The organism is Pseudomonas sp. PARCl1 (assembly GCF_947311875.1).
Taxonomy (GTDB): Bacteria; Pseudomonadota; Gammaproteobacteria; order Pseudomonadales; family Pseudomonadaceae; genus Aquipseudomonas; species Aquipseudomonas juntendi.
The window spans coordinates 155,977-178,715 of sequence record NZ_CAMZMX010000002.1 but is presented as its reverse complement, the minus strand read 5'-3'; the positions used below and the strand labels follow the sequence as shown (position 1 = coordinate 178,715).

Annotated in this window: 26 protein-coding genes and 3 pseudogenes; 19 read left to right on the top strand and 10 right to left on the bottom strand. The window is 62.0% G+C overall.

Translation table 11 applies throughout. The features are described from left to right. The first annotated feature begins 11 nt into the window (after nt 1-11). The 7 genes from QME24_RS02030 (at nt 12) to QME24_RS02000 (ending at nt 8,299) form a co-directional block, all read left to right on the top strand. The gene (locus QME24_RS02030; RefSeq protein WP_280091099.1) at nt 12-1,934 is read left to right on the top strand and encodes an extracellular solute-binding protein; all 1,923 of its coding nucleotides are present in this window, start codon (nt 12-14) and stop codon (nt 1,932-1,934) included. Next, nucleotides 1,931-2,989, top strand: a complete 1,059-nt coding sequence (gene yejB, locus QME24_RS02025; protein WP_280091098.1) for a microcin C ABC transporter permease YejB — start codon at nt 1,931-1,933, stop codon at nt 2,987-2,989. The genes QME24_RS02030 and yejB overlap by 4 nt, the downstream gene beginning before the upstream one ends. Beyond that, entirely contained in the window at nt 2,989-4,005 is a 1,017-nt protein-coding gene (locus tag QME24_RS02020; protein WP_232892117.1) for an ABC transporter permease, read from the top strand. The genes yejB and QME24_RS02020 overlap by 1 nt, the downstream gene beginning before the upstream one ends. A 52-nt stretch (nt 4,006-4,057) precedes the next feature. Then, nucleotides 4,058-5,440, top strand: a complete 1,383-nt coding sequence (locus QME24_RS02015; protein ID WP_192440159.1) for a sigma 54-interacting transcriptional regulator — start codon at nt 4,058-4,060, stop codon at nt 5,438-5,440. Between the two features lie 232 nt (nt 5,441-5,672). Continuing rightward, entirely contained in the window at nt 5,673-7,064 is a 1,392-nt protein-coding gene (locus QME24_RS02010; RefSeq protein ID WP_054904462.1) for a GntP family permease, read from the top strand. 10 nt (nt 7,065-7,074) lie between these two features. After that, nucleotides 7,075-7,845: a 3-hydroxybutyrate dehydrogenase gene (hbdH, locus tag QME24_RS02005; RefSeq protein ID WP_280091097.1), complete on the top strand. Its 771-nt coding sequence runs from the start codon at nt 7,075-7,077 to the stop codon at nt 7,843-7,845. A 178-nt stretch (nt 7,846-8,023) separates the two neighbouring features. Continuing rightward, the gene (locus tag QME24_RS02000) at nt 8,024-8,299 is read left to right on the top strand and encodes a peptidylprolyl isomerase (RefSeq protein WP_009686637.1); all 276 of its coding nucleotides are present in this window, start codon (nt 8,024-8,026) and stop codon (nt 8,297-8,299) included. Nucleotides 8,300-8,351: 52 nt separating this feature from the next. Here the strand turns inward: QME24_RS02000 and QME24_RS01995 are convergent, their stop codons facing one another. Then, nucleotides 8,352-8,975 (bottom strand): LysE family translocator, encoded by a 624-nt coding sequence (locus tag QME24_RS01995; RefSeq protein WP_009686636.1) that lies wholly within the window; start codon nt 8,973-8,975, stop codon nt 8,352-8,354. Nucleotides 8,976-9,106: 131 nt separating this feature from the next. On the opposite strand from QME24_RS01995, the gene QME24_RS01990 reads away from it, so the two are divergent. Continuing rightward, nucleotides 9,107-9,916 (top strand): AraC family transcriptional regulator, encoded by an 810-nt coding sequence (locus QME24_RS01990; RefSeq protein WP_154211015.1) that lies wholly within the window; start codon nt 9,107-9,109, stop codon nt 9,914-9,916. 106 nt (nt 9,917-10,022) lie between these two features. Next, nucleotides 10,023-10,637, top strand: coding sequence for a LysE family translocator (locus QME24_RS01985; RefSeq protein ID WP_054904466.1), 615 nt, complete (start codon nt 10,023-10,025; stop codon nt 10,635-10,637). On the opposite strand, the gene QME24_RS01980 is transcribed toward QME24_RS01985, so the two are convergent. Further along, nucleotides 10,585-11,310 (bottom strand): metallophosphoesterase, encoded by a 726-nt coding sequence (locus QME24_RS01980; protein WP_054904467.1) that lies wholly within the window; start codon nt 11,308-11,310, stop codon nt 10,585-10,587. The two genes, QME24_RS01985 and QME24_RS01980, sit on opposite strands and share 53 nt — an antisense overlap. A 228-nt stretch (nt 11,311-11,538) precedes the next feature. Between QME24_RS01980 and QME24_RS01975 the strand changes: the two are divergent. Both QME24_RS01975 and QME24_RS01970 read left to right on the top strand, forming a co-directional pair. Continuing rightward, nucleotides 11,539-11,712, top strand: a pseudogene (locus QME24_RS01975) (nitrilase-related carbon-nitrogen hydrolase); the annotation flags it as partial. An 83-nt stretch (nt 11,713-11,795) separates the two neighbouring features. Then, nucleotides 11,796-12,038, top strand: a complete 243-nt coding sequence (locus tag QME24_RS01970) for a hypothetical protein (protein WP_009686629.1) — start codon at nt 11,796-11,798, stop codon at nt 12,036-12,038. Nucleotides 12,039-12,042: 4 nt separating this feature from the next. Here QME24_RS01970 and QME24_RS01965 read toward each other — a convergent pair whose 3' ends face one another. Further along, the gene (locus QME24_RS01965; protein ID WP_054904469.1) at nt 12,043-12,543 is read right to left on the bottom strand and encodes a methylated-DNA--[protein]-cysteine S-methyltransferase; all 501 of its coding nucleotides are present in this window, start codon (nt 12,541-12,543) and stop codon (nt 12,043-12,045) included. A 222-nt stretch (nt 12,544-12,765) separates the two neighbouring features. Here QME24_RS01965 and QME24_RS01960 point away from each other — a divergent pair, with 222 nt between their 5' ends. After that, on the top strand, nt 12,766-12,936 hold the full coding sequence (locus QME24_RS01960) for a hypothetical protein (protein ID WP_009686627.1): 171 nt from the start codon (nt 12,766-12,768) through the stop codon (nt 12,934-12,936). Nucleotides 12,937-12,990: 54 nt separating this feature from the next. Here the strand turns inward: QME24_RS01960 and QME24_RS01955 are convergent, their stop codons facing one another. Further along, entirely contained in the window at nt 12,991-13,350 is a 360-nt protein-coding gene (locus QME24_RS01955) for a hypothetical protein (protein ID WP_054904470.1), read from the bottom strand. A gap of 211 nt (nt 13,351-13,561) precedes the next feature. On the opposite strand from QME24_RS01955, the gene QME24_RS01950 reads away from it, so the two are divergent. After that, nucleotides 13,562-13,876 carry a hypothetical protein gene (locus QME24_RS01950; protein WP_054904471.1) on the top strand — a complete coding sequence of 105 codons (315 nt, stop codon included), beginning with the start codon at nt 13,562-13,564 and terminating at the stop codon, nt 13,874-13,876. 62 nt (nt 13,877-13,938) lie between these two features. Continuing rightward, nucleotides 13,939-14,190, top strand: a complete 252-nt coding sequence (locus QME24_RS01945; RefSeq protein ID WP_054904472.1) for a hypothetical protein — start codon at nt 13,939-13,941, stop codon at nt 14,188-14,190. Here the strand turns inward: QME24_RS01945 and QME24_RS01940 are convergent. From QME24_RS01940 to QME24_RS01925, 4 genes are all read right to left on the bottom strand, one after another. Next, nucleotides 14,177-14,485, bottom strand: coding sequence for a hypothetical protein (locus tag QME24_RS01940; RefSeq protein ID WP_280091126.1), 309 nt, complete (start codon nt 14,483-14,485; stop codon nt 14,177-14,179). The genes QME24_RS01945 and QME24_RS01940 overlap by 14 nt on opposite strands. Before the next feature lie 168 nt (nt 14,486-14,653). Then, on the bottom strand, nt 14,654-15,022 hold the full coding sequence (locus QME24_RS01935; protein WP_054904474.1) for a hypothetical protein: 369 nt from the start codon (nt 15,020-15,022) through the stop codon (nt 14,654-14,656). A gap of 125 nt (nt 15,023-15,147) precedes the next feature. After that, nucleotides 15,148-16,311 (bottom strand): PAS domain-containing sensor histidine kinase, encoded by a 1,164-nt coding sequence (locus tag QME24_RS01930; RefSeq protein ID WP_192441797.1) that lies wholly within the window; start codon nt 16,309-16,311, stop codon nt 15,148-15,150. A 10-nt stretch (nt 16,312-16,321) separates the two neighbouring features. Further along, nucleotides 16,322-17,134: an alpha/beta hydrolase gene (locus QME24_RS01925; RefSeq protein ID WP_054904476.1), complete on the bottom strand. Its 813-nt coding sequence runs from the start codon at nt 17,132-17,134 to the stop codon at nt 16,322-16,324. A gap of 583 nt (nt 17,135-17,717) precedes the next feature. Between QME24_RS01925 and QME24_RS01920 the strand changes: the two genes are divergently transcribed. Next, a complete protein-coding gene (locus QME24_RS01920; protein ID WP_054904477.1) occupies nt 17,718-18,395 on the top strand; it encodes a DsbA family protein in 678 nt (225 codons plus the stop codon). A gap of 75 nt (nt 18,396-18,470) precedes the next feature. Here the strand turns inward: QME24_RS01920 and QME24_RS01915 are convergent. Then, nucleotides 18,471-18,782: pseudogene (locus tag QME24_RS01915) on the bottom strand (AMP-binding protein); the annotation flags it as partial. 78 nt (nt 18,783-18,860) lie between these two features. On the opposite strand from QME24_RS01915, the gene QME24_RS01910 reads away from it, so the two are divergent. Both QME24_RS01910 and QME24_RS01905 read left to right on the top strand, forming a co-directional pair. Next, a complete protein-coding gene (locus QME24_RS01910) occupies nt 18,861-19,241 on the top strand; it encodes a GNAT family N-acetyltransferase (RefSeq protein ID WP_247722066.1) in 381 nt (126 codons plus the stop codon). Nucleotides 19,242-19,544: 303 nt separating this feature from the next. Continuing rightward, nucleotides 19,545-20,057, top strand: a complete 513-nt coding sequence (locus QME24_RS01905; protein ID WP_125855629.1) for a GrpB family protein — start codon at nt 19,545-19,547, stop codon at nt 20,055-20,057. Nucleotides 20,058-20,235: 178 nt separating this feature from the next. Here the strand turns inward: QME24_RS01905 and QME24_RS01900 are convergent, their stop codons facing one another. Next, complete coding sequence (locus QME24_RS01900) at nt 20,236-20,694, bottom strand: VOC family protein (RefSeq protein ID WP_280091909.1); 459 nt, start codon at nt 20,692-20,694, stop codon at nt 20,236-20,238. A 28-nt stretch (nt 20,695-20,722) separates the two neighbouring features. On the opposite strand from QME24_RS01900, the pseudogene QME24_RS01895 reads away from it, so the two are divergent. Both QME24_RS01895 and QME24_RS01890 read left to right on the top strand, forming a co-directional pair. Further along, a pseudogene (locus tag QME24_RS01895) lies at nt 20,723-20,988 on the top strand (site-specific integrase); the annotation flags it as partial. 20 nt (nt 20,989-21,008) lie between these two features. Continuing rightward, nucleotides 21,009-22,595 (top strand): ABC-F family ATPase, encoded by a 1,587-nt coding sequence (locus QME24_RS01890; RefSeq protein ID WP_054903979.1) that lies wholly within the window; start codon nt 21,009-21,011, stop codon nt 22,593-22,595. Nucleotides 22,596-22,739 lie beyond the last annotated feature (144 nt).

Here is a 22,739-nt window from a genome sequence, read left to right as displayed (position 1 = left end):
AACAGCTGTTCATGCCCCCGGTGGCAGCGGGTTCACACGCGAATACGTCAGCTCAGGCAACGAGGCTGCATGCTCGGGCGTATTCGCGGGGTAACCCGCTTCTGCATGGGTTGTGGTGCCTGTTGCTGCTTTGTTTCGCCCTCGATACCCTGGCCGCCCCCACCCATGCCCTCACGGTGTACGGCGAAGCCCCCCGCTACGGCGCCAGTTTCCAGCATTTCGACTATGTGAACCCCAGCGCCCCCAAGGGCGGCATGCTGCGCCGCTCGGCCATCGAGATTGGCCAGTTCGACCATATCCTGCCGTACATCGACAAAGGTATTGGTGTCAGCCAGGTCGATGGCCTGTTGTTCGCACCCCTGGCCGTGCGCTCATTCGACGAACCCTACACCGTCTATGGGCTGATCGCCCGGCGCATGGAGCGTGGCCCGGATGACGCCTGGCTGCGTTTCGATATCGACCCACGGGCGACCTTTGCCGACGGCAAGCCGGTGCGCGCCGAAGACGTGCGCTTCACCTACGACCTGCTGATGAGCAAAGGCAGCCTGACCTACCGCACCCAGTTCGCCGACGTCAGCGCGGTGACCGTGGAAGGCCCGCGCAGCATCCGCTTCGACTTCAAGCCCGGGCACGGCCGTACCCTGGCGCTGGACCTGGCCAGCTTGCCCGTGCTGCCCGAGCACGACTGGCAGCAACGCGATTTCGCCAACGGGGCCGGCTTCGACAAACCGGTCGGCAGTGGGCCCTACCGCATCGGCCAGATCGACAATGGCCGCAGCATCACCTTCGAGCGTGACCCCACCTGGTGGGCCCGTGACCTGCCGGCCAGCCGTGGCCGCTACAATTTCGCCAAACTGCGCATCGAGTACTTCGGCGACACCGAGGTGGCGCGCCAGGTGCTCAAGGGCGGGGGCTACGATTACAACCGCGAGTTCTCCGCAACCGCCTACACCCTGGGTTACAACGGCGCCACACTGGACGACGGTCGCCTGCAACGGGCCCACCTGGGCCCGGCCAAACCGCAGGTAGCCCAGGGCTTCGTGTTCAACCTGGACCGGCCGCAGTTCAAGGACCGCCGTGTGCGTCAGGCACTGGGCATGCTCTGGGACTTCGAGTGGAGCAACCGGCAGATGATGCGCAACCTGTACATCCGCCAGCAGAGCGTGTTCTCCAATACACCGCTGGCCGCCCGCCAGCTACCCGATGCCGGCGAGCTGAAACTGCTCGAACCGCTGCGTGGCCAGGTGCCGCAGGAAGTCTTCGACCACGTGTTCACGGCACCGGTCACTGATGGCTCGGGAATCATCCGCGCCCAGCAGTTGCAAGCCCTGGCCCTGCTGCAGCAGGCCGGCTGGCATGCCGATGGCGACCGCCTGGTCAACCGCGAAGGTGAGCCACTGGCGTTCACCTTCCTCAACGGCCAGGCCGGCATGGAGCGCCTGCTGTTGCCCTGGAAGCGCAACCTGGCACAGATCGGCGTTACCCTCAACATCCGTAACGTCGACTCGGCGCAGTACGTGAACCGGCTGATGGCCCGTGACTACGATATGGTCGTGACCGGCTACCCGGTGACGCTTTCACCGGGTGCCGAGCTGTACAACTACTTCGGCTCGGCCGCTGCCCACGACCCCGGTTCGAACAACCTGATGGTGCTGCAGGACCCGGCCGTCGACCACCTGATCGACGGCCTGGTACGCGCTGCCAGCGAGGCCGACATGCTGCGCCACGCTCACGCCCTGGACCGGGTGCTGCAGTGGAATTACTACTGGATCCCCAACTACTACCCGCCAGGCAGCTCCACCGTCTGGTGGAACCGCTTCGGCTTGCCCAAGGTTCAGGCCACCTACGATGAAGGCCTGGACACGTGGTGGGAGATCAGTCCAACCGCGCTGACCAATGAACAGATGGCCATACGCCGGAACGCCGCCCCATGACCCGCTACCTGTTGCGCCGCCTGCTGCTGATCATTCCGACCTTGCTGGCGATTCTGCTGGTCAACTTCGTCATCGTGCAGGCCGCGCCAGGCGGCCCGGTGGAACAAGCCGTGGCGCGCCTGCAAGGCATCGGCGGTGGCGCCCCCGGTGCGCGCTCGGAGGTTGTGCACGGTGAATCACGCGCCACCCGCGGGCTCGACCCCAAACTGATCGAAGAGATCAAGCGCCAGTACAGCTTCGACAAGTCTGCGCCCGAGCGCCTTTGGCTGATGCTGGGCCAGTATGCCCGGCTGGACTTCGGCAACAGCTTCTTCCGCGGTGCCAAGGTCACCGACCTGATCCTCGACAAACTGCCGGTCACCCTGTCGCTGGGCTTCTGGGCCACGCTGATCACCTACCTGGTGTCCATCCCCCTGGGCATTCGCAAAGCGGTGCGCCACGGTAGCCACTTCGATGCCTGGAGCAGCGCACTGATCGTGGTCGGCTACGCCCTGCCCTCGTTCCTGTTCGCCCTGTTGCTGATCGTGGTATTTGCCGGCGGCACTTCGCTGAACTGGTTTCCGGTGCGCGGCCTGGTTTCCGACTACTTCGACGAGCTGACCCTGCTCGGCAAGGTGGCCGACTACTTCTGGCACCTGGTACTGCCCGTCGGCGCCCTGGTGATCGGCGGGTTCGCCACCCTCACCTTGCTGACCAAGAATGCCTTCCTCGACGAAATTTCGCGCCAGTACGTGGTCACCGCCCGGGCCAAGGGCCTGAGCGAGCGGCGGGTGCTCTACGGGCATGTTTTGCGCAACGCCATGCTGCTGGTGGTGGCCGGGCTGCCACAGGCACTGATCAGCGTGTTCTTTGCCGGCTCGCTGCTGATCGAGGTGATTTTTTCTCTGGATGGCCTGGGCCGCATGAGCTATGACGCCGCCGTGTCCCGCGACTACCCTATCGTCTTCGGCACATTGTTCATCTTCACCTTGGCAGGGCTGCTGATCCGCCTGATCGGCGACCTGGCCTACACCTTGCTGGACCCGCGCATCGACTTCGACACGAGGGCACACTGATGTTGTCGCCTATGGCGCGCCGGCGCCTGCAACGTTTTCGCCGCAACCGCCTGGGCTGGGTATCGCTGTGGGTATTCGCCGCCCTGCTGTCGCTGAGCCTGGGTGCCGAACTGGTGGCCAACGACAAGCCGTTGCTGCTGGGCTACCAAGGCGAACTGTACGTACCGGCGCTCAAGCGTTATACCGAGCAGCAATTTGGCGGCCAACTGCCGTTCCAGCCCGACTACCGCAGCGCCTACGTGCGCAAGCTGATCGAGGACCAGGGCGGCTGGATGCTGTTCGCACCGATCCCGTTCAGCGCCGACACCCCGAACTACGACTTGCAGGTCCCCACGCCCAGCCCACCGAGCAGCAGCAACTGGCTGGGTACCGATGACCAGGGCCGTGATGTGCTGGCCCGGGTGCTGTATGGCACGCGGGTGTCTTTGCTGTTTGCCTTTGCCCTGACCGTGATCAGCGTGGTCATCGGGGTGACGGCAGGCGCCCTGCAGGGCTACCACGGCGGCTGGGTCGACCTGTTCGGCCAGCGCCTGCTGGAGGTATGGTCCGGGCTGCCGGTGTTGTACCTGCTGATCATCCTCAGCGGGTTCGTCGAGCCGGATTTCTGGTGGCTGCTGGGGATCATGGCGCTGTTTTCATGGCTGACCCTGGTCGACGTGGTACGGGCCGAGTTCCTGCGGGGGCGCAACCTGGAATACGTCAAGGCAGCCCGGGCGCTGGGTTTGCCAGACAGCCAGGTCATGCTTCGGCATATCTTGCCCAATGCCTTGAATGCCACACTGACCTACGTGCCGTTCATGCTCACCGGGGCCATCACCACGCTGACCGCGCTGGACTTCCTCGGTTTCGGCATGCCCGCGGGCAGCGCCTCGCTGGGGGAGTTGGTGACCCAGGGCAAGCAACACCTGGAGGCACCGTGGCTGGGCTTTACCGCGTTCTTTGCCCTGGCGCTGATCTTGTCGCTGCTGGTGTTCATCGGCGATGCCTTGCGGCAGGCGTTTGACCCGAAGGGCTGACGTTTCAGGCAAGGTGCCGGCGCGGGCAAACAACGTATTCAGGACTTTTTCCATGCACGACAGCGACAGCCTCAAGGACTACCCCCACGTTCGGCAACTGGCGATCCGCTCGTTGTTCGAGATCATCGAACAGTCCAGCGAGGGTACGGTGATCGTCGACCGCCAGGCGCGTATCGCCTGGATGAACGAACGCTATGCCCGGCGCTTTGGCCTGGCCGACGCGGCCAGTGCGATTGGCCAGCCCTGCGAAGCAGTGATCCCCGGTAGCCTGATGCGCGAGGTGGTGAGCAATGGCCGGCCTATCCTGCTGGACATGCTGGACACGCCGAACGAGCCGTTGGTGGTCATGCGCCTGCCTATCCACGACGACAAGGGCGCGCTGATCGGCGCCATCGGTTTTGCCCTGTTCGATCAGTTGCGTAGCCTGTCGCCGTTGCTCAAGCGTTATTCGAGCATGCAGCAGGAACTTGCCTCGACCCGCTCGCAACTGCGCGCCCGCCAGGCCAAGTACAGCTTTGCGCAGTTCGTTGGCAGCAGCGCTGCCAGCCTGGAAGCCAAGCGCCGTGCGCGGCGCGGTGCAGGCAGTGACTCGCCGGTGCTGTTGCTGGGCGAGACGGGCACGGGCAAGGAGTTGCTGGCGCACGCCATCCACGCCGCCTCGGCCCGGGCCCACAAAGCGTTCGTCAGCATCAACAGCGCCGCCATCCCGGAAACACTGCTGGAGGCCGAGTTCTTCGGCACCGCGCCCGGTGCCTTTACCGGGGCGGACCGCAAAGGCCGCAGCGGCAAGCTGCAACTGGCCGAAGGCGGCACATTGTTCCTCGATGAAATCGGCGACATGCCGCTGGCCTTGCAAAGCAAGCTGCTGCGGGTGCTGCAGGAAAAGGAATACGAGCCGGTGGGGTCGAACCAGATGCTGCGCAGCGACGTGCGCATCATTGCGGCCACGTCCATCGACCTGCAGGCGGCCATGGCCCGCGGCGCCTTCCGCGCCGACCTGTACTACCGGCTGAACGTGTTACCGATCGAAGTACCCCCGCTGCGGCAGCGGCTGGAGGACCTGCCGGCGTTATGCGAGGCCGTGCTGGCAGAGCTGGGCAGCCAGTACGAGCTGGAAACCGAGGCGCAGCAACTGCTGGCACGCCATGCCTGGCCGGGGAATATCCGTGAACTGCGCAACGTGCTGGAGCGGGCGACCTTGCTGGCCGATCAACCACGCCTGGGGGTGGCGGACTTGCGTGCGGCGTTGGGGCCGTTGAGTCCGCTGTCGGCGGCACCGGTGCGCCAGACCTACCGCGAGGCGTGCGAGGCATTCGAGCGCTCACTGATCGCCGGGGCGTTGGCGGACCATGCCGGCAACGTGCCGCAGGCGGCAAAGGCGCTGGGGCTGGGGCGCTCTACCCTGTACAAGAAGATGGTGGCGCTTGGTCTCTAAGAAGAGACTTTTGTCTCTTTTTAGAGATAGCCTAACAAGCTCGGTTGTGCAGACAGGCAGCGTGCAAATCTGGGAGGAGATGGTGCGGGCGCTTGAACAACAAAATCTCAAAACAGAGACTGAAACACTGCAAATAATAAAAACTTCATGTAAATCAATAAGTTAAAAATTGGCACGATATCCGCTTTCTCCTGCAAATCGATAACAACAAGACTCACCCAGGAGAAACACGATGACCGTGCTCATCGCCCTTGCCGCGCTGGCCCTGCTGATGCTGGCCGCCTACCGCGGCTACAGCGTCATACTGTTCGCCCCTATCGCGGCCCTCGGCGCCGTTCTGCTCACTGACCCGTCCGCCGTTGCCCCCGCCTTCACCGGGGTTTTCATGGAAAAAATGGTGGGCTTCATCAAGCTGTATTTCCCGGTGTTCCTGCTGGGTGCGGTGTTCGGCAAACTGATCGAGCTGTCCGGCTTTTCCCGCTCGATCGTGGCCGCTGCCATCCGCCTGCTCGGCACCCGCCAGGCCATGCTGGTGATCGTGCTGGTCTGTGCGTTGCTGACCTACGGCGGCGTCTCGCTGTTCGTGGTGGTATTTGCGGTATACCCGTTTGCGGCCGAGATGTTCCGCCAGAGCAACATCCCCAAACGGCTGATCCCGGCCACCATTGCCTTGGGGGCGTTTTCATTCACCATGGACGCCCTGCCCGGTACCCCGCAGATCCAGAACATCATCCCCAGCACCTTTTTCAACACCACCGCCTGGGCCGCACCCTGGCTGGGCCTGATCGGCACACTGTTCGTGTTCTGCACCGGCATGGCCTACCTGCAGCGCCAGCGCAACAAAGCCCAGCGTGCCGGTGAAGGGTATGGCACCGACTTGCGCAACGAACCGGAAACCGCTGCCGACCTGAGGTTGCCCAACCCCTGGCTGGCGATATCCCCGTTGATGCTGGTGGGGGTGATGAACCTGCTGTTCACCCACTGGATCCCGCAGTGGTACGGCGCCAGCCACAGCTTGCAACTGCCCGGCATGAGTGCCCCAGTGAACAGCGACGTGACCAAGCTGACCGCCATCTGGGCGGTACAGGCAGCATTGCTGGTCGGCATCCTGATGGTGCTGGCATGTGCCTTCGGCGCCATCCGCAGCCGTTTGGCCGAAGGCACCAAAAGTGCTGTCGGCGGCGCCTTGCTGGCAGCCATGAACACGGCCTCGGAGTATGGCTTTGGCGCAGTGATCGCCTCGCTGCCTGGCTTCCTGGTGCTGGCCGATGCCCTGCGCGGCATCCCCAACCCCCTGGTCAATGAAGCCATCACCGTCACCCTGTTGGCCGGTATCACCGGCTCTGCCTCGGGCGGCATGAGTATTGCGCTGGCCGCCATGGGTGACACCTTCATCGCCGCCGCCCATGCCGCCAACATTCCGCTCGAGGTGCTGCACCGGGTAGCGGCCATGGCCAGCGGCGGCATGGACACCCTGCCGCACAACGGCGCGGTGATCACCCTGCTGGCAGTCACCGGCCTGACCCACCGGGAAGCCTACAAGGACATTTTCGGTATTACCCTGATCAAGACCCTGGCAGTGTTCGTGGTAATTGCCACGTTCTACGCCACTGGCATTGTCTAAGGAGCACTGCATGACCCTCAACGGCAAGACTGCACTCGTGACCGGCTCGACCAGCGGCATCGGCCTGGGTATCGCCCAGGTACTGGCCCGGGCCGGTGCCAACATCGTCCTCAACGGTTTTGGCGACCCGGCACCCGCCCTGGCGGAAATTGCCCGGCATGGGGTAAAAGCCATCCATCACCCGGCCGACCTGGCCGAGGTGGCCCAGATCGAGGCATTGTTCGCCGTGGCCGAGCGCGAGTTCGGCGGCGTCGACATCCTGGTCAACAACGCTGGTATCCAGCATGTGGCCCCGGTCGAACGGTTTCCGGTGCAAAGCTGGGACAAGATCATCGCGCTCAACCTGTCGGCGGTCTTCCATGGCACACGCCTGGCGCTGCCGGGCATGCGCACGCGCAATTGGGGGCGCATCATCAACATTGCCTCTGTGCATGGCCTGGTCGGTTCGACCGGCAAGGCGGCGTACGTGGCCGCCAAGCATGGCGTAGTGGGCCTGACCAAGGTCGTGGGCCTGGAAACCGCCACCAGCCCTGTCACCTGCAACGCCATTTGCCCGGGCTGGGTGCTGACCCCGCTGGTGCAGCAACAGATCGATGACCGTGCCGCCAACGGTGGCGATGCGCTGCAGGCGCAGCATGACCTGCTGGCGGAAAAGCAACCTTCGCTGGCCTTCGTTACCCCGCAGCACCTGGGCGAGCTTGTGCTTTTCCTGTGCAGCGAAGCGGGTAGCCAGGTGCGTGGTGCCGCCTGGAACGTTGACGGGGGCTGGTTGGCCCAGTGACGCAGGCTCCCGCGGTGGTTGGCACCGGTTTTTGCCGGTGTTTGCCGCCGAACGGCTGCTGGCCGATGCGCTATCAGCGGTGCGATAGCACCGCCCACGGGCCTGGGTGAAAGGCCACAAACGCGCAGCAATCAGGCATAATGCGCGCTTTTCGCCCCCCCCGAAGCACAGGTAATCCATGAAAGCTCAAGCCCGCCATATTCTGGTCAAGACCGCTGACGAAGCCGAAAAGCTCAAGCAGCGTATCGCCAATGGCGAGGCGTTCGACGTGCTGGCGAAAAAGTTCTCGACTTGCCCGTCCGGCAAACGGGGCGGCGACTTGGGTGAAGTCCGCCCAGGGCAAATGGTCGGCGCCATCGACCAGGTCATCTTCAAGAAGCCCCTGCGCGTGGTACACGGCCCGATCAAGAGCAAGTTCGGCTATCACCTGGTGCAAACCTTCTACCGCGACTAACGCACTGGCCCTGTGCCACCTGACATTTACAGCTTACTACCCGGGTTGAACGCTAGCGACGCGCCACCAGTAGGCCGAGGCCAGCGCAACCCAACAGCGAGGCGCTGACCCGGTTGAACAGGCGCCGCGGACCTGGCTGGCTGAACCAGCGCTGCAGGTAGGCGCCAAGGCCTGCATAGAGGGCGATCGCTGCCCATTCCAGCACCAGGAACAGCGCTCCCAGCCAGAGGAACTGCTCACTGACCGGCATACGACTGTCGACGGTTACGAACTGCGGCAGGAACGCAGTGAAAATCAGGATCGCCTTCGGGTTGCCGGCCGCTACGAAGCATTCCTGCCGCGCCAGGTGCCACATGCCCCGCAGCTCACCGCCGGTGCTCGCAGCCACGCCCACCGGAGCCCGCCACAGTTGCCAGGCAATGTAGAACAGGTAACCCGCGCCCACCACTTTGATGGCCAGAAACAGATATTCACTGGTATGCAGCACCACCGCCAGGCCCATGGCCGCCAGCGCAATCATGCCACTGAACGCCAGAATGCGCCCGGCACCGGCCACACAGGCGGTGCGCAGCCCGTAGCGGCTGGCGTTGTGCAGCGACAGCAGGTTGTTCGGCCCCGGGGCCATGTTCAGGGCGAAGCAGGCGGGGATGAAGAGCAGCAGGCTCGATAAGTCCATTGTTGTTTTCCTTTGGCAGCAGGCGCCTATTTCGGCGGGCCCGGTGCCATTCAGTCAAGTGACAGCCAGCGATAAAAACTGTACAGGTGCCTTGCAGCTGTTACCCTGCCGACAACCCCGAGGAGCGCATAATGCCCCGTACCCACGCCGCACTGTGGCGCGACCCGAACCTGCCACATGTGGAAAGCCGGCGCGCCTGCCATAGCCGCGCCTGCTACAAAGCCCACAGCCACCCGACATTCTCCATCGGCGCAGTGGATGCTGGCCTCAGCCTGTTCAGCGGAGCTGCCGGCGGGCAGGCGCGGTTGACACCTGGAACCCTGGTGCTGGTACCGCCCCAGCGCGTGCATGCCTGCAACCCCGCACCCGGCTATGCCTGGAGCTACCAGATGCTGCATGTGGATGCCCGCTGGCTGTCGCAACTGCGCCTGGAGTCGGAACTGGGTGACGGCGGGGCTGGTGCACCTGCGCGTATCTGCCGGGAGGCACTGCTGTACCAACAATTCTGCGAGCTGAACGGCCTGCTGTTCTCCACCGCCAGCAATGCAGAGAAAGACGCGGCGCTGGTCGCCTTTCTCGGGGACCTGGACTTTGCCGCACAGCCGCCTCTGGCACCGGCACCGGCATTGGCGGCGACGGCCTTGAGCGGCTTGATCGCACGGATCGAAGCCCAGGATCCGGCACAGTTGAGCCTGGCGGTACTGGCGCGGGAGGCCGGGCTTGGGCGCTATCAGTTGATTCGGGCATTTCGTGCAGCCACGGGTTTCACCCCCCATGCTTACCTGCTCAACGCCAGGGTCAACCTTGGGCGGCAGCTGCTGGGCAAAGGGCAGGCACTGGCAGAGGTGGCCTACCGGTTGGGGTTTGCCGACCAGAGCCATTTCCAGCGGGTGTTCAAGGCTCATGTGGGGGTGACACCGGGGCAGTATCGCGGCGCTTGAAGGTGCACAGCCGCGAGGATGACCCATGGGGCCCCTGCAATATTCTTCAATACGCCATGCCAGCCCGGCAGCAGACTGCGGCTTTTCCCGCAGAGCAGCCCGGCCCATGCAAATATTCCTGATCGTCGCCCTCGCCCATTTTCTTGCACTGCTATCGCCAGGCCCGGACTTCTTCCTGGTCGCACGCACGTCGGTCAGCAGCGGCTGGCGTAGCGCCAGCGGCGTGTGCCTGGGTATCGCCCTGGCCAATGGTGCGTTCATCACCGTGGCCTTCACCGGCTTGTCGATGCTCCAGGAAGGCAGCCCATTGTTTGCCAGCCTGCAGCTGGTCGGTGCCGTCTACCTGGTGTACATCGGTATGCTGTTCCTGCGCCATGCAGGGCATACCCGCCTGACTGCGGCCGTTGGCAAGCACACTGGGCCAGGGTGGTGGCAGGGGCTGGGCATGGGTTTGCTGTCTGCCCTTCTCAACCCCAAGAACGCACTGTTCTACGCAAGCCTGGCCAGTATGGTGGGCAGCGCCAGTGTCGGCTGGAAAGCCGCTTGCGCGCTGTGGATGTTCGGTGTGGTGCTGCTGTGGGACCTGCTGATCGCCGTGGCCATCGGCAACCAGCGGGTACTGCGGCGCTTCGCGCGCTGGCTGCCGTGGCTGGAACGCAGCTCCGGGATCATGCTGGTGCTCTTGGGCGCGGCGGTGCTGTTACACCTGGCCTGGGGCTGACCAGCTTCAGGCTGCGCATGTCCACCAAGGTGAAGTGGCCGCTGGCCCAGCCGCCGGTGTCCAGGTGCCAGACGTTGCCCAGCAGCGTGGCCTGCGGCACCGGCGTGTGGCCCACCAGCAAGGCGCGCAGGCCTTGCACCGGCTCGGTATCGCCAGCCCTGAGTCGCCGCCGCGACCACTGGCATACTTGCCTGACTTTGGGGTCATCCAGCAGCTCCAGCCACGTTCTCAATTGCAGCCAATCGGCAGTCGGGCTGTCGGCATGCAGCAGGCCGACCAGGCCTGCCGCACTTTCAACCTCGATCGCAATCGGCAGTTGCTCGAAACGTTCGACGAAGCGCAGTTGCTCGGCCCGCGGCAGGTCGATGAACCAACCGCCGCCAGCTTCGCGGTACATGGCCAGGTCCAGTTTCCCACCCCGCACGCGGGTAATGGCCAAGGCCTCATGATTGCCTTGCACGGCATGAAACCAAGGCTTGGCCAGCCACTCCAGGGCCGCCTCGTTGTCTGGCCCGCGGTCGACCAGGTCGCCCACGCTGAACAGGCGGTCCACGGCGGGGTCGAAACCCACCGCATCCAGGCATTGCTGCAGGCGCTGGAAATGGCCGTGAATATCGCCCACTGCCAGGTCGCGGCCCCGCAGGTTGGCGATCATGCGCCGTAACCGTCCCATCTCACTGTTCCTCTGCTGACGCTGCCCAGGCAGGGATGAAAGGCTGACGGACCCGGCCTCCCCCCGCACGCATCGCGCCCTTGATGAACAGCATGGCACAACCTGCTCCAAGCGCGCAGGTCGCGGGCCACTTTCGCCCCTTGTGCTCGCTGAACGCCCCTTCACTGGTACAGGCGTCGTGGCCGATAGTATGCTGGCGGCTTCAACCTTTACCAGGGAAGGGTTTACATGAAGCTGTGCGCCGTCCAACTGGCATCGCTCAAAGGCGAGGTCTCAGCCAACCTGCAGCGCCATCTGGCCTGCATCGAACAGGCTGCAGCGCTTGGCGCCGAACTGGTGGTGTTTCCCGAGTTGTCGCTGACCGGCTATGAGCCCAGTGTGGTACGCCAGGCGGCCATGCCGGCGCTGCTGGCAAACTGCATCGGCGAAGGCCTCATCGTCGATACCCGCCAGGCCAATGCCATTGCCCTGCCACTGGACCCGGTATGACCTATTTCGTACTGGCCCTGCTCAGCTATGCGTGTGCCTACTACCTGACCGGCCTGATCATTCGGGGGCAAATGGCCGACGTGGCCGAGCATTTGCGTCACCGGCCCGATGCGCCGACACCCGGCGCCTACCTGCGTGAAGTGCAACAGGCTGCGCGGCGGGCCCACCGGCACTACACCCTGATGGCAGGTTCGGTACTGGCGGTGCTGGCTTGCCTGATCGCCAGCTGGTTCGGTTGAACCGCTACAGGTCCAGCGCCAGGCTCTGCCGCCCTTCCAGCGCCAGCAGGTATTGCTTGGCCGCCAGCCCGCCGGCAAACCCGGTCAAGTTGCCTGATGAACCGATGACCCGGTGGCAAGGCGCGATGATCGAGATGGGATTGCGGCCATTGGCCGCGCCCACCGCACGCACCGCACCGGGGTTGCCGACCTGCCGGGCAATTTCGGCGTAGCTGCGGGTTTCACCGAAGGGTATGGCCAGCAACGCGGCCCACACCTGGCGCTGGAACCCGGTACCGGCAAAATCCAGCGGCAGCTCGAACTGTCGGCGCTTGCCGCTGAAGTACTCACCTAGTTGGCGAGCGGTTTCCAGCAGCACCGGGCATTGATCGTCACTGTGCAGTGCGCCCAGGCGCACGCGGTTTTCGCGCTCGTTCTCCCACAGCACGGCTGCCAGGCGATCGCCGCGCGCTACCAGGGTAAGCGTGCCGACAGGCGATTGCATCATGGTGAATGCGCTGGACATCAGCGGGCTCCTGCAGATTGCGATGCCGCCACTGTAAGTCTCTACCGTCTGTGGCGCATCCGCTTTCTTGCTCGGGTAACTGCCCAGCCGGCACTGATCCGCACCGGACGGGCGGACTGAGGCGTCCACACTATCACTTTGTGATTAACCCTAATCGAACTGAGTCACGCGTTCTTCTGATGGGTCGAGAATTATGAATGCAGTCAATTCATGAGGTGAACCATGACCATCGTGGCAGAAACGCTCGCCCAGCTCGCCCAGGCACTCAAGGCTCAGGGGGCGCGGCGCATCGCGGACCTTACCTTCATCCGTGCGCCCTATCGCTGCGGCAAGCGCTGGATATGCAGTGTGGTACGCCGAGGGGCCGGGCGCAAACTGATCAAGCAATCGTAAGCCCGGTTGAAACCTGGCGCGGTCTGAAAGGACCCAGCCGCGCTCGGCGCTGTTTCAGTCCAGGCATTCCTTGGCCGCCTGGCGCAACTTGTCCCCGGACAAGAAACTGCCTTTGTAGAACGTAGCACGGCTGCCTTCGCCTGAATCGATCACCTCCAGTACATCGTCACTGGCCACGGCACTGGATGCCGTCAGCCGATAGCCGTGGGCAATCGATTTCTGCGTGGCTTGCGGGGCCACAGCCTGCCATTTCGGCAACACGCAGGCCGCATATTCCTGGGGCTTTTTCGAACTGAGCTTGCTGGCCGTCGGCTTGCCAGGCGTCGCACAACCGGCGAGGCCGGCGATTAACAATGAACTGATAAAAATACGAAAAGTATGCATTTGCAATTGACTCGTATGGATATGCTGCATTCTAACGAGACCGATACCGACTGACCAATCAACCAAAGGTCTTGCATTGAGTAGCCTGTTGTTCAACGGCAGCGCATCACAGCGATTATTTGCGTCTAACAACGGAACGAATTGAATCCGCTCCGCTTCTGATGAGCAACAGGCAGCGCAGATTCGGGCTGGCCCTGTTCACTTACCTTGACTCAGTGCTCGCTTCGTTCAGGAGATTGCCATGCTCTGGTGGCTGGAACTACTCACCCAATATGCAACCGCCACTGGCTTGGCTGTCCTCTGCATCCTGGTGTTCTGGGCTTTTGGGCTGGCGTTCGGACGCGCCTATCTGAAGTTGCTTTCTGGCTTGCTAGCCACCATGCTGCTGATGATCGCCGCGTTCCCGCACGGCGTGGACTTCGCCCTGAGGAACCACCTCACTCCGGGCGACGTCAGCGCCCTGCTATTGTTCATTGCCGACGCATCGGGCGTAATCACCGCGGTGCTGCTGGCCTCGTTCTTCTTCGATCCGGAACTGTTGCTGGATGAGGCCTGATCACTCAGGCCGGCCTTTGCTGACCCCAGGCGCAACAGCATCAGACAATCAGGCCCCGCATTATGGAAACGCTTCGCACCATCAAGTCAGATCTGGTCAGGACAGCAGAGCACCTGGACCAGCTTAGCCAGGCCATGAGTGGCCATGTGCGCTTCATGCTGGCTCGCGGCAGTTCGCCAGGCGACATCGATGTCACCGCGCACGTGCGCGCTATTGATGGGGTTGCGGAGCAACTGCGCGCCGTTGCTGCGAGAATGGACGGCGGCGAGCGCGCAGGTGAAAGCTGGCCGCAGCGCCAGCCTAGCGAAACTTGAGCTTCACGACTTTACTGAGTGCCCAGCCGCTGAAAACGTAGAATGCGTCCAGATAAAAACGGCCTGCATAATTGGGCAACGGCGCGTTGTTGAGCAGCACATCAGGATCAGGCGCTGGCGGAAACAGCGCATAGATACCATTGGGCAGCACTGCCAGTGCCAGCAACAACAGGTAAGTCGATACTTGCAACAGGGCGGCCCGGCTGCCGAACCTGACCGACCATTTCAAACCGTAATAGGCTACCAGGCCGGCCACCGGCAATACCCAGAAATGCGTCGGGATTCCAATGAACATTTCGGCGACAACGCTTCTTGCTTCCACCCGCTGCTCTCCATTCAAACTGCTTTAATAGTGCGTAATGCTGTATCACCCGTTAAGGGGCTGCTGGGCAGCCCATCGCAGGTCAGCCAGCTCCCGCAGGTACCGCAGGCGCTGGTTCGTGGTTTCAAAGCGCGTGGGCAATCAAGCTTTCGAGCACAGCAGAGCGGCATCAAGCAGCCTGCCGTGGTCGTACCAGGCGTCACGCTGGTAGGCCGCGTATTGGCGCTGGGGCCCTTGCCCCTTCAACTCGACAAGGCCATCGGCCTTGTCAGGATCGGTGCTTTCAACGAACAGCCTGACCGAGTCGCTACTCTGGATTTCATAGGTTTTCACCTGGGCTGGAAGTTCGCTTCTGACGCAACCCAGGTACGTGGGTGGGCTTTTCGCGGTGGTCCCGTAAGTGTTGTCATGACTGTCGCGCACATCACCATCATGGGCACAGCCTGCCAACAACAGGGTACTTACCCCAACCATCAACACAGCGCCTGCCAGCGATTGGAATTTCATCATGCGACACGCTCCTGTTACCCCCACGAGAAACCGAGAACGTACTACCAGGTAAGCCGCCTTTTTAATTGTCTTTGCGCCATCATACTACCGAGTCTCACTCGGAAAAACTGACAGGTCAGAAGTGACTACGCCTCAGTGGCCGGGCGCTCCTTGTACAACTGAACCATGAAGGTAGTGCCGTACACGGCATTGGAGGTCATGGAGATGTGCCCGCCGTGGGCGTGGGCAACTTCCTTGACAATGAACAGACCAAGGCCGATGGACCGCAGCCCTTCCTGGCGGTCGCTGCCGCGCGTCATTGGCTCGTACAACGTGGGTATCACTGCTTCGGCGATGGCGGGGCCGTGGTTGTGCACACTGATCAGCACGCTGTCCGCAAAACAGTCAGTGGTCACCGTAATCGGCTGGCGCAAGTCACCGTAGGCAACGCTATTGGCGACCAGGTTGCCGATCATTTGCTGCAGCCTGTCCTGATCCACTTCGAACATGGCCTGCCCGCGGGAAAGATGACGAATGCTGGCGTGGCTGAAGGTGATCCTCAGCTCGCTGACACATTGATCCACCACCCGCAACAGGTCGACTCGCTGACGCTTGATGCTGATGCCCTGGCCTAGCCTGACCGAGGCGAAATCCAGCAGGTCGACGATCATGCGCTGCGCGCGCTCGGCCGATGTGTTGATGCTGCCCAACAGGCGCCGGGCCCGCTCGCCCTGGGCATCACGCCCCAGCAGTTCGGTGGCCATCCGGATAGCGGTCATGGGGTTTTTCAAATCATGGCTGGCAACCGCCACCATCTGCTCGGCCAGTAGCGCACGCCGCTGGGCCTCGGCGTAGGCCAGGGCCAGGTCGTCCTGTGCGCGCTGCAGGGCATGCTCGGCGCTGATTTTTTGCGCCAGCAGTTCCTCGGCCCGTTGCATGGCCTGAAACACCGTGTGCTCGTTGCGATCACGCTCGCTGGTACTAAACAAGGCCAGCTGAAAGCGAACCCCTTCAGCGGTTTCACGGCGCACGGCATTGAGCAGCATGGCCACCACATGACCATCGCGGTGACGCAGGCCGACCTTCACCTCTGAAATCGAGCCCTGCAAGTTCAGCAAAGGCCCCCAGTGGGTAAGCTGGAAGGTACGGCCCACGGTGGTCAGCAACTGATCGAAACTGCGCTGTTTCAACTGCGCTACGTCATACCCCAGCCAGTTGCCAAAGGTGGCGTTGCAGCGCAGCAGTGTGCCGTCCGCCTCCATGACGACCAGGCCGCAAGGCGCATGCTCGAAGTAAGACGCGTCGAACATCACGGTCGGATCATTCACGGCCCAGCCCCAGGCGGGCGAAAAACCCGTCCATGGCCGCGGCGCAGGCGCTGGAGGCGCTGAGCTGCGGGTAATGGCCCATGTTGTCCACCAGTACAAGCTGGCTGCTGGGCATCACCCTTTCCAGGTACTCGCCCACGGCCACTGGAACTACCGGGTCCACTCTGCTCTGCAGGATCAGCGTCGGCACATTCAAGCCTTTCACATCCTCGCGGTGGTCAGACAAGAAGATCACGCGGGCGAAATGCCGGGCGATCTCCGCGTTGGTGCGACGGAAGCTGCTGGCCAATTCTTCCTGCATCGCGGGCTCACCCGACGCACCCATCAGCACAGGCGCCATGGTGCTGGACCAGCCCAGGTAATTCTCATCGATCATCGACAGCAGCCCCAGCACATCCTCCTGGCTGAAGCCGCCGTTGTAACCGTCCGAGTCGATGTAACAAGGCGACCCCCCGATCAACACCAGCCCCGCGATTCTGCCTGGCTGCCGTAGCTCGGCCAGCACACCGATCATGGCACTGACCGAATGCCCCGCAATAATGACCGGGCCCTGGCCGAAATCATCGATGATTGCGTTCAGGTCATCGGCATAGCCCAACAGGGTCGAGTATTTCGCTCTGTCGTAGGCAGCGAGATCGGACTGCCCAGCACCGACCAGATCGTAGGTGATGACACGCATGTGTGGAATGAAATGCGGCGACAACGCCTTCCACATCGACTGGTCGCAGCCAAAACCGTGAGACAGAATCAGGGTAGCCGGGCCGTCACCCTCGATATGTACATTGTTACGCTGCTGTACAGTCATACATATCCCGATTTCGGTCGACATTGCGCTGATAAAACCAACCAGTCCATGCTGCCTGAGAGCATAGTGGACTGCAGATCAAGCTGCCTGTAGTGCTTGCTGAACGACATTGAGCGCGAAGCCGATCCACTTTCGAAGCCTTAAACCGGCACCATACAGGATGCAGATGGATAGTTCCGAAAAAACCATCGATCACGCAGCTTTTTGTATGCCTTAGCGCTCGGTCAGGTGAACGCCGATAGCAAAAGCCGCCACGACCAGCACCACCTCGACCACGACATAAGCAACCAGGAATTCATCGGAAAACATGACAGGGTCTCTGAGACGCCGCAGCGCACAATGCGCTGTGGGAATGGCTCAGAGCCATCAACGCCGGCAAAAGTTCAGCCATGGTGCGGCGCTGCCCAGCAGGGGGCTGGGGCGGCTGAAGCCGTGCACCGTTTTCGGGAAAAGGCTCGGCTGCGACAGGCAGGTTTTCGAACCGCATTTGCCCGGTTTGCGCAATAATCTATGCGCTGTAATCGCCTATTTCCGCGCATACCAATCGAATAGCCTGGCGCCATCACATTCAAGGAGCCTGACGATGGCCGCTATGAAATTGCACTTTCTGTTCGACCCGCTCTGTGGTTGGTGCTATGCCAGCGCCGACACGCTGAGGCACCTGGCAGAGCGCTTCGCCGGTGAGCTGGAGATGCACCCTACAGGGCTTTTCGCAGGGCCAGGTGCACGGCAGATAAACGCTGAGTTTGCCCACTTCGCCCGGGCCAACGACTTGCGAATCGCTTCACTCACCGGCCAGCCTTTCAGCGAGTTGTATTTCAAGCAGATTCTCGGTGGCCGCTCGCTGCGGTTCGACTCAATGCCGGTCAGCCGTGCGCTTACCCTCGCCCGAGGGTACGGCAAGACGCTGGAGCCAAAGCTGTACGCGGCACTGCAAACAGCGCGCTACGTGGATGGCCTTGATACCTCGTCGCCCGACGTAGTGGCGGCCTGCACTGCCAACTTCCTGGGCCAGGTGGGTTTCACGGCCGATACGCAGGCACTGCTCGCGGCGCTTACCCAGCAAGCGCGACTGGCCAGCCAAACCTCGGCCCGCTTCACCGAAGCGCAGGCACTGATGCGCAAAGCGGGCGCAAATGGTGTGCCGCTGTTGCTGGTCGAGCTCGACCAGCGCATGCATGCCTTCAGCGGGCCAGACCTCTACAACCAGCCAGACCGCCTGATCGCTACGATCGAGCAGTTCAGGCAGGCTGCAGTCTGAAGCCGCCGAGCACGGTGTTTGCCGCCAGGCTGCACTAGAAGTTGGCGCCCACGCTGAACGGCAAAGTGCGCATCGGGTGATCAGTGCGACAGTGCAGGAGCCTTCCAGTACCCGCACCACTTCATCCACCGACAGCCGCGCATTGATCGGCACCCTGACCATCGCCGCCTTGTACAGCGCCACTTCCGCTTCGACCAGTTCCACGCGTTTGGCGGCAAGAATCGCCACATGCTCGCCAACGCCCACGCCAAGCGTACCCAGCGCGCACGCCAGGCGGTTGCTGCGCCGTTCCAACTGCGCGTAGGTCAGGCGCGTCTGGCTGACCGCCACGGCGATGTGGTCCGCCCAGTAGCGGGCACTTCGGGTAATGATCGATCCAAGGTTCACGTTATTGTTCTCGTCGACAGAAAGACATCGACGATGCTAATCAGCTGTGCGCGCGCAGATGAAATGCCAGATTCAGATGTGGCCCATACCTTTATTGGCTGGCGTACCGCGAGTGGCCGCCGACAGCTCGTAAGCTTTTCCCCTGAAGCCATCTCCAGGGAGCTTACGAAGCGTAAGGTTTTTGTAGCTTTGTTCGGCGACGACATTGTTGGCACTGCCGGTCTTGACGGCGAGGTGGTCAGGAGTGTTTTCGTTGACCCGGCCCGCCAGAAACGCGGTATCGGGCGGCATTTGATGGATGTCATTCATACAGCTGCTGCCAGTGCAGGCGTTGAGGCTGTACGTGTGCCATCGTCAATTACGGCTGAAGCGTTTTATACCGCGTTGGGGTATGAAAAAATCCGCGACGTGTTTCATGGGGCGGAACGCACCATCGTTATGGAGAAGCGGCTGGGCTGAGGGCGTTTCTCGCCATGGTTGCGCCGAATTGAAGGCATTCCTGAACGACCCAGGCCTTGAGCGGTTTTGGCCAAGAGCTCCGAGCGTCATCAACCAGGCGCTATCGACCCATTGCAGCCCTTCGCATGGGGCGGCAGTCGGCCAGAAGTACACGCTAGACAGGACGGCTACCCAACCTCGCTCAGATTCGAATTGGATCTACTAAATTGCCGTATGGCCGGGGTATCGTTATCAGTGGCTGGCGAATTCACAAGTATTGAGGGAACATTCGGAGTATCAGGTACTAGCCTCCAAGGAACGGAAATGGCACTGACCAGCAAGATCATCCCCTATGACCCCACTTGGCCCACCCGCTTTCTGGCAGACAAGCCACTCATCGCTTCGGCCTTTGGCGATGAACTGATTGCCATACAGCATATTGGAAGTACCTCCGTTCCAGGGCTCGCGGCGAAGCCTGAGATCGATGTGCTCATCGAGGTTCACGATCATAGCAACGCCTCGGCGCGGGACGAGGTGTTGATGGGCCTGGGATATGTGCGAGGAAGCGACTTATCGGAAGGGCATCATTTCTATCGACGTAATGTGAATGGGATTCGCACGCACAAGCTCCACGCTTGTGTCAGTGGACACCTTGCGATCACCCAGATGGTGGGGTTCAGAGATTTGCTTAGATGCGATGCCTCGATGCGCCAGCAGTATGAAGCACTGAAGCTCCAACTTGAGTCGAGCAATACAGGTGGGATGGCTGAGTATCTGGAGAAAAAGTCTCCGTTTATTATCGCGGCACTAGTGCATGCCGGCATCGTACCTGGATGACCGATGGGTTGCTAAGCGCCGCCGGTATCAAGTGTCTGCATTGGATCGGGAGCAGCCGATCACCATTGCCTTTCTCGGCCCAATGCGCACGCTTATGCCCGATGGCGGCATTACCGTTGGCTAGGTTGCCCATCATCACGATCAATGGCCTGAGATACGGGAGTCTGTTCGCAGCCCGCTACTCAGCCGCCTGCATCAGCTCCAGCGTAATGTTATCTGGCCCGGTCACATACACCACCAGCGTACCCTTGCGTGGGCCGGCGGGAATCGGTTGAGGCGTACCCCTGGCCTGCCAGCCCGCTTGCTCGATGCGACCGAGTACGGCGTGCATGTCTTGCACGCTCAATGCCAGATGCGCTGAGCCAATCGCAGATGCCGTAGGCGGAGTGACACCGTGGCGGGCACCCTGCGAATATTCCAGCAACTCCACTCGGCTGCCATCCGGCCCTTTCACTATCGCCGTTCGCACCTTCGGGTCGTCGGTGCCGGTTACATCGAGAATGAATGGTCCTCCCATTTCCGACTGGCGTTCGAGCGTGAAACCAAGCCCGATTGTCCAGAAGCGAATGGCTTCTTCCAGTGAGCTGACGGCGAAGCCAATATGATCGACGGCATAGACGCTGTGGTTGGAATTCATCAAGTCATCCTTCAAGTGGGGAACTGTCACGTCGGACCGGCATCAACCATGGCGGCCGATCTTCGCAGGTTTGGGGATCAGGTACCGCCCCCGTATAACTGCCGCCACACCTATGCGACAATACGCTCAATGTCTGGTCTCAACCCCACATTTATCGCCCAACAGCTCGGGCATGGCGTGCAGATGCTCTTATCGACTTATGCGCGCTGGATTGACTCGTCCAACCACTGGTCAGAACTGGAAAAGCGCCAGACTGGTCCCAAATTGGTCCGCAGCTGCGAAGAAGCCACGTAAGTTATTGATAGGTAAGCTCCTTGATCTCCACCGCCAACATCACCATGCAGTTCGGCTCCAAGCCGCTGTTCGAAAACGTTTCTGTCAAATTCAACAACGGCAACCGCTACGGCCTGATCGGCGCCAACGGCTGCGGCAAGTCGACTTTCATGAAGATCCTCGGCGGTGACCTGGAGCCTTCGGGTGGCCAGGTCATGCTCGAACCCAACACCCGCCTGGGCAAGCTGCGCCAGGACCAGTTCGCCTACGAGGAATTCACCGTCATCGACACGGTGATCATGGGCCACGGCCAGCTGTGGAAGGTCAAGGCTGAGCGCGACCGTATCTACTCGCTGCCGGAAATGTCCGAGGAAGACGGCATGGCCGTCGCCGAACTGGAAACCGAATTCGCCGAAATGGACGGCTACACCGCCGAGTCGCGCGCCGGCGAACTGCTGCTGGGCCTGGGTATTCCGCTGGAGCAGCACTTCGGCCCGATGAGCGAAGTGGCCCCTGGCTGGAAGCTGCGTGTGCTGCTGGCCCAGGCGCTGTTCTCGGACCCGGACGTGCTGCTGCTCGACGAACCGACCAACCACCTGGACATCAACACCATCCGCTGGCTCGAAACGATCCTCACGGCGCGTAACAGCACCATGATCATCATTTCCCACGACCGCCACTTCCTCAACAGCGTGTGCACCCACATGGCTGACCTGGACTACGGCGAGCTGCGCCTGTTCCCGGGCAACTACGACGAGTACATGACGGCCGCCACCCAGTCGCGCGAGCAATTGTTGGCGGACAACGCCAAGAAGAAAGCCCAGATCGCCGAACTGCAGACCTTCGTCAGCCGCTTCTCGGCCAACGCTTCGAAAGCCAAGCAGGCCACTTCGCGCGCCAAGCAGATCGACAAGATCCAGCTGGCCGAGGTGAAACCGTCCAGCCGCGTCAGCCCGTTCATTCGCTTCGAGCAGACCAAGAAGCTGCACCGCCAGGCCGTGGTCGTCGAGAAAATGGCCAAAGCCTTCGATGACAAGGTGCTGTTCAAGAACTTCGACCTTACCGTGGAAGCGGGTGAGCGCGTGGCGATCATCGGCCCGAACGGTATCGGCAAGACCACCCTGCTGCGCACCCTGGTCGGCGAAATGGCCCCGGATGCCGGTTCGGTGAAGTGGACCGACAGCGCCGAAGTCGGCTACTACGCGCAAGACCACGCCCACGACTTCGAAGACGACATGACCCTGTTCGACTGGATGGGCCAGTGGACATCCGGCGAGCAGGTGATCCGCGGCACCCTGGGGCGCATGCTGTTCTCCAACGACGAGATCCTCAAGTCGGTGAAGGTGATTTCCGGTGGTGAACAAGGCCGCATGCTGTTCGGCAAGCTGATCCTGCAAAAACCCAACGTGCTGGTGATGGACGAACCGACCAACCACCTGGACATGGAGTCGATCGAAGCACTCAACCTGGCGCTGGAAAACTACCCAGGCACCCTGCTGTTCGTCAGCCACGACCGCGAATTCGTTTCGTCGCTGGCTACCCGCATCATCGAGCTCTCGGCCGATGGCGTGGTGGACTTCAGCGGTACCTACGACGACTACCTGCGTAGCCAGGGTGTATTGGTCTGATTGAGCGGTAAGGCCTGGCCGCCTTCGGCGGCCAGGCCTTGCGCCACAGCGCAGGCCTCTCCACGAAAAATTCGTTAGCCTGCTTTCATTTCCTTCGCGCAACGGCCATGATGGGTTCACGCCCAACCGCCCGCCCGCGAACGA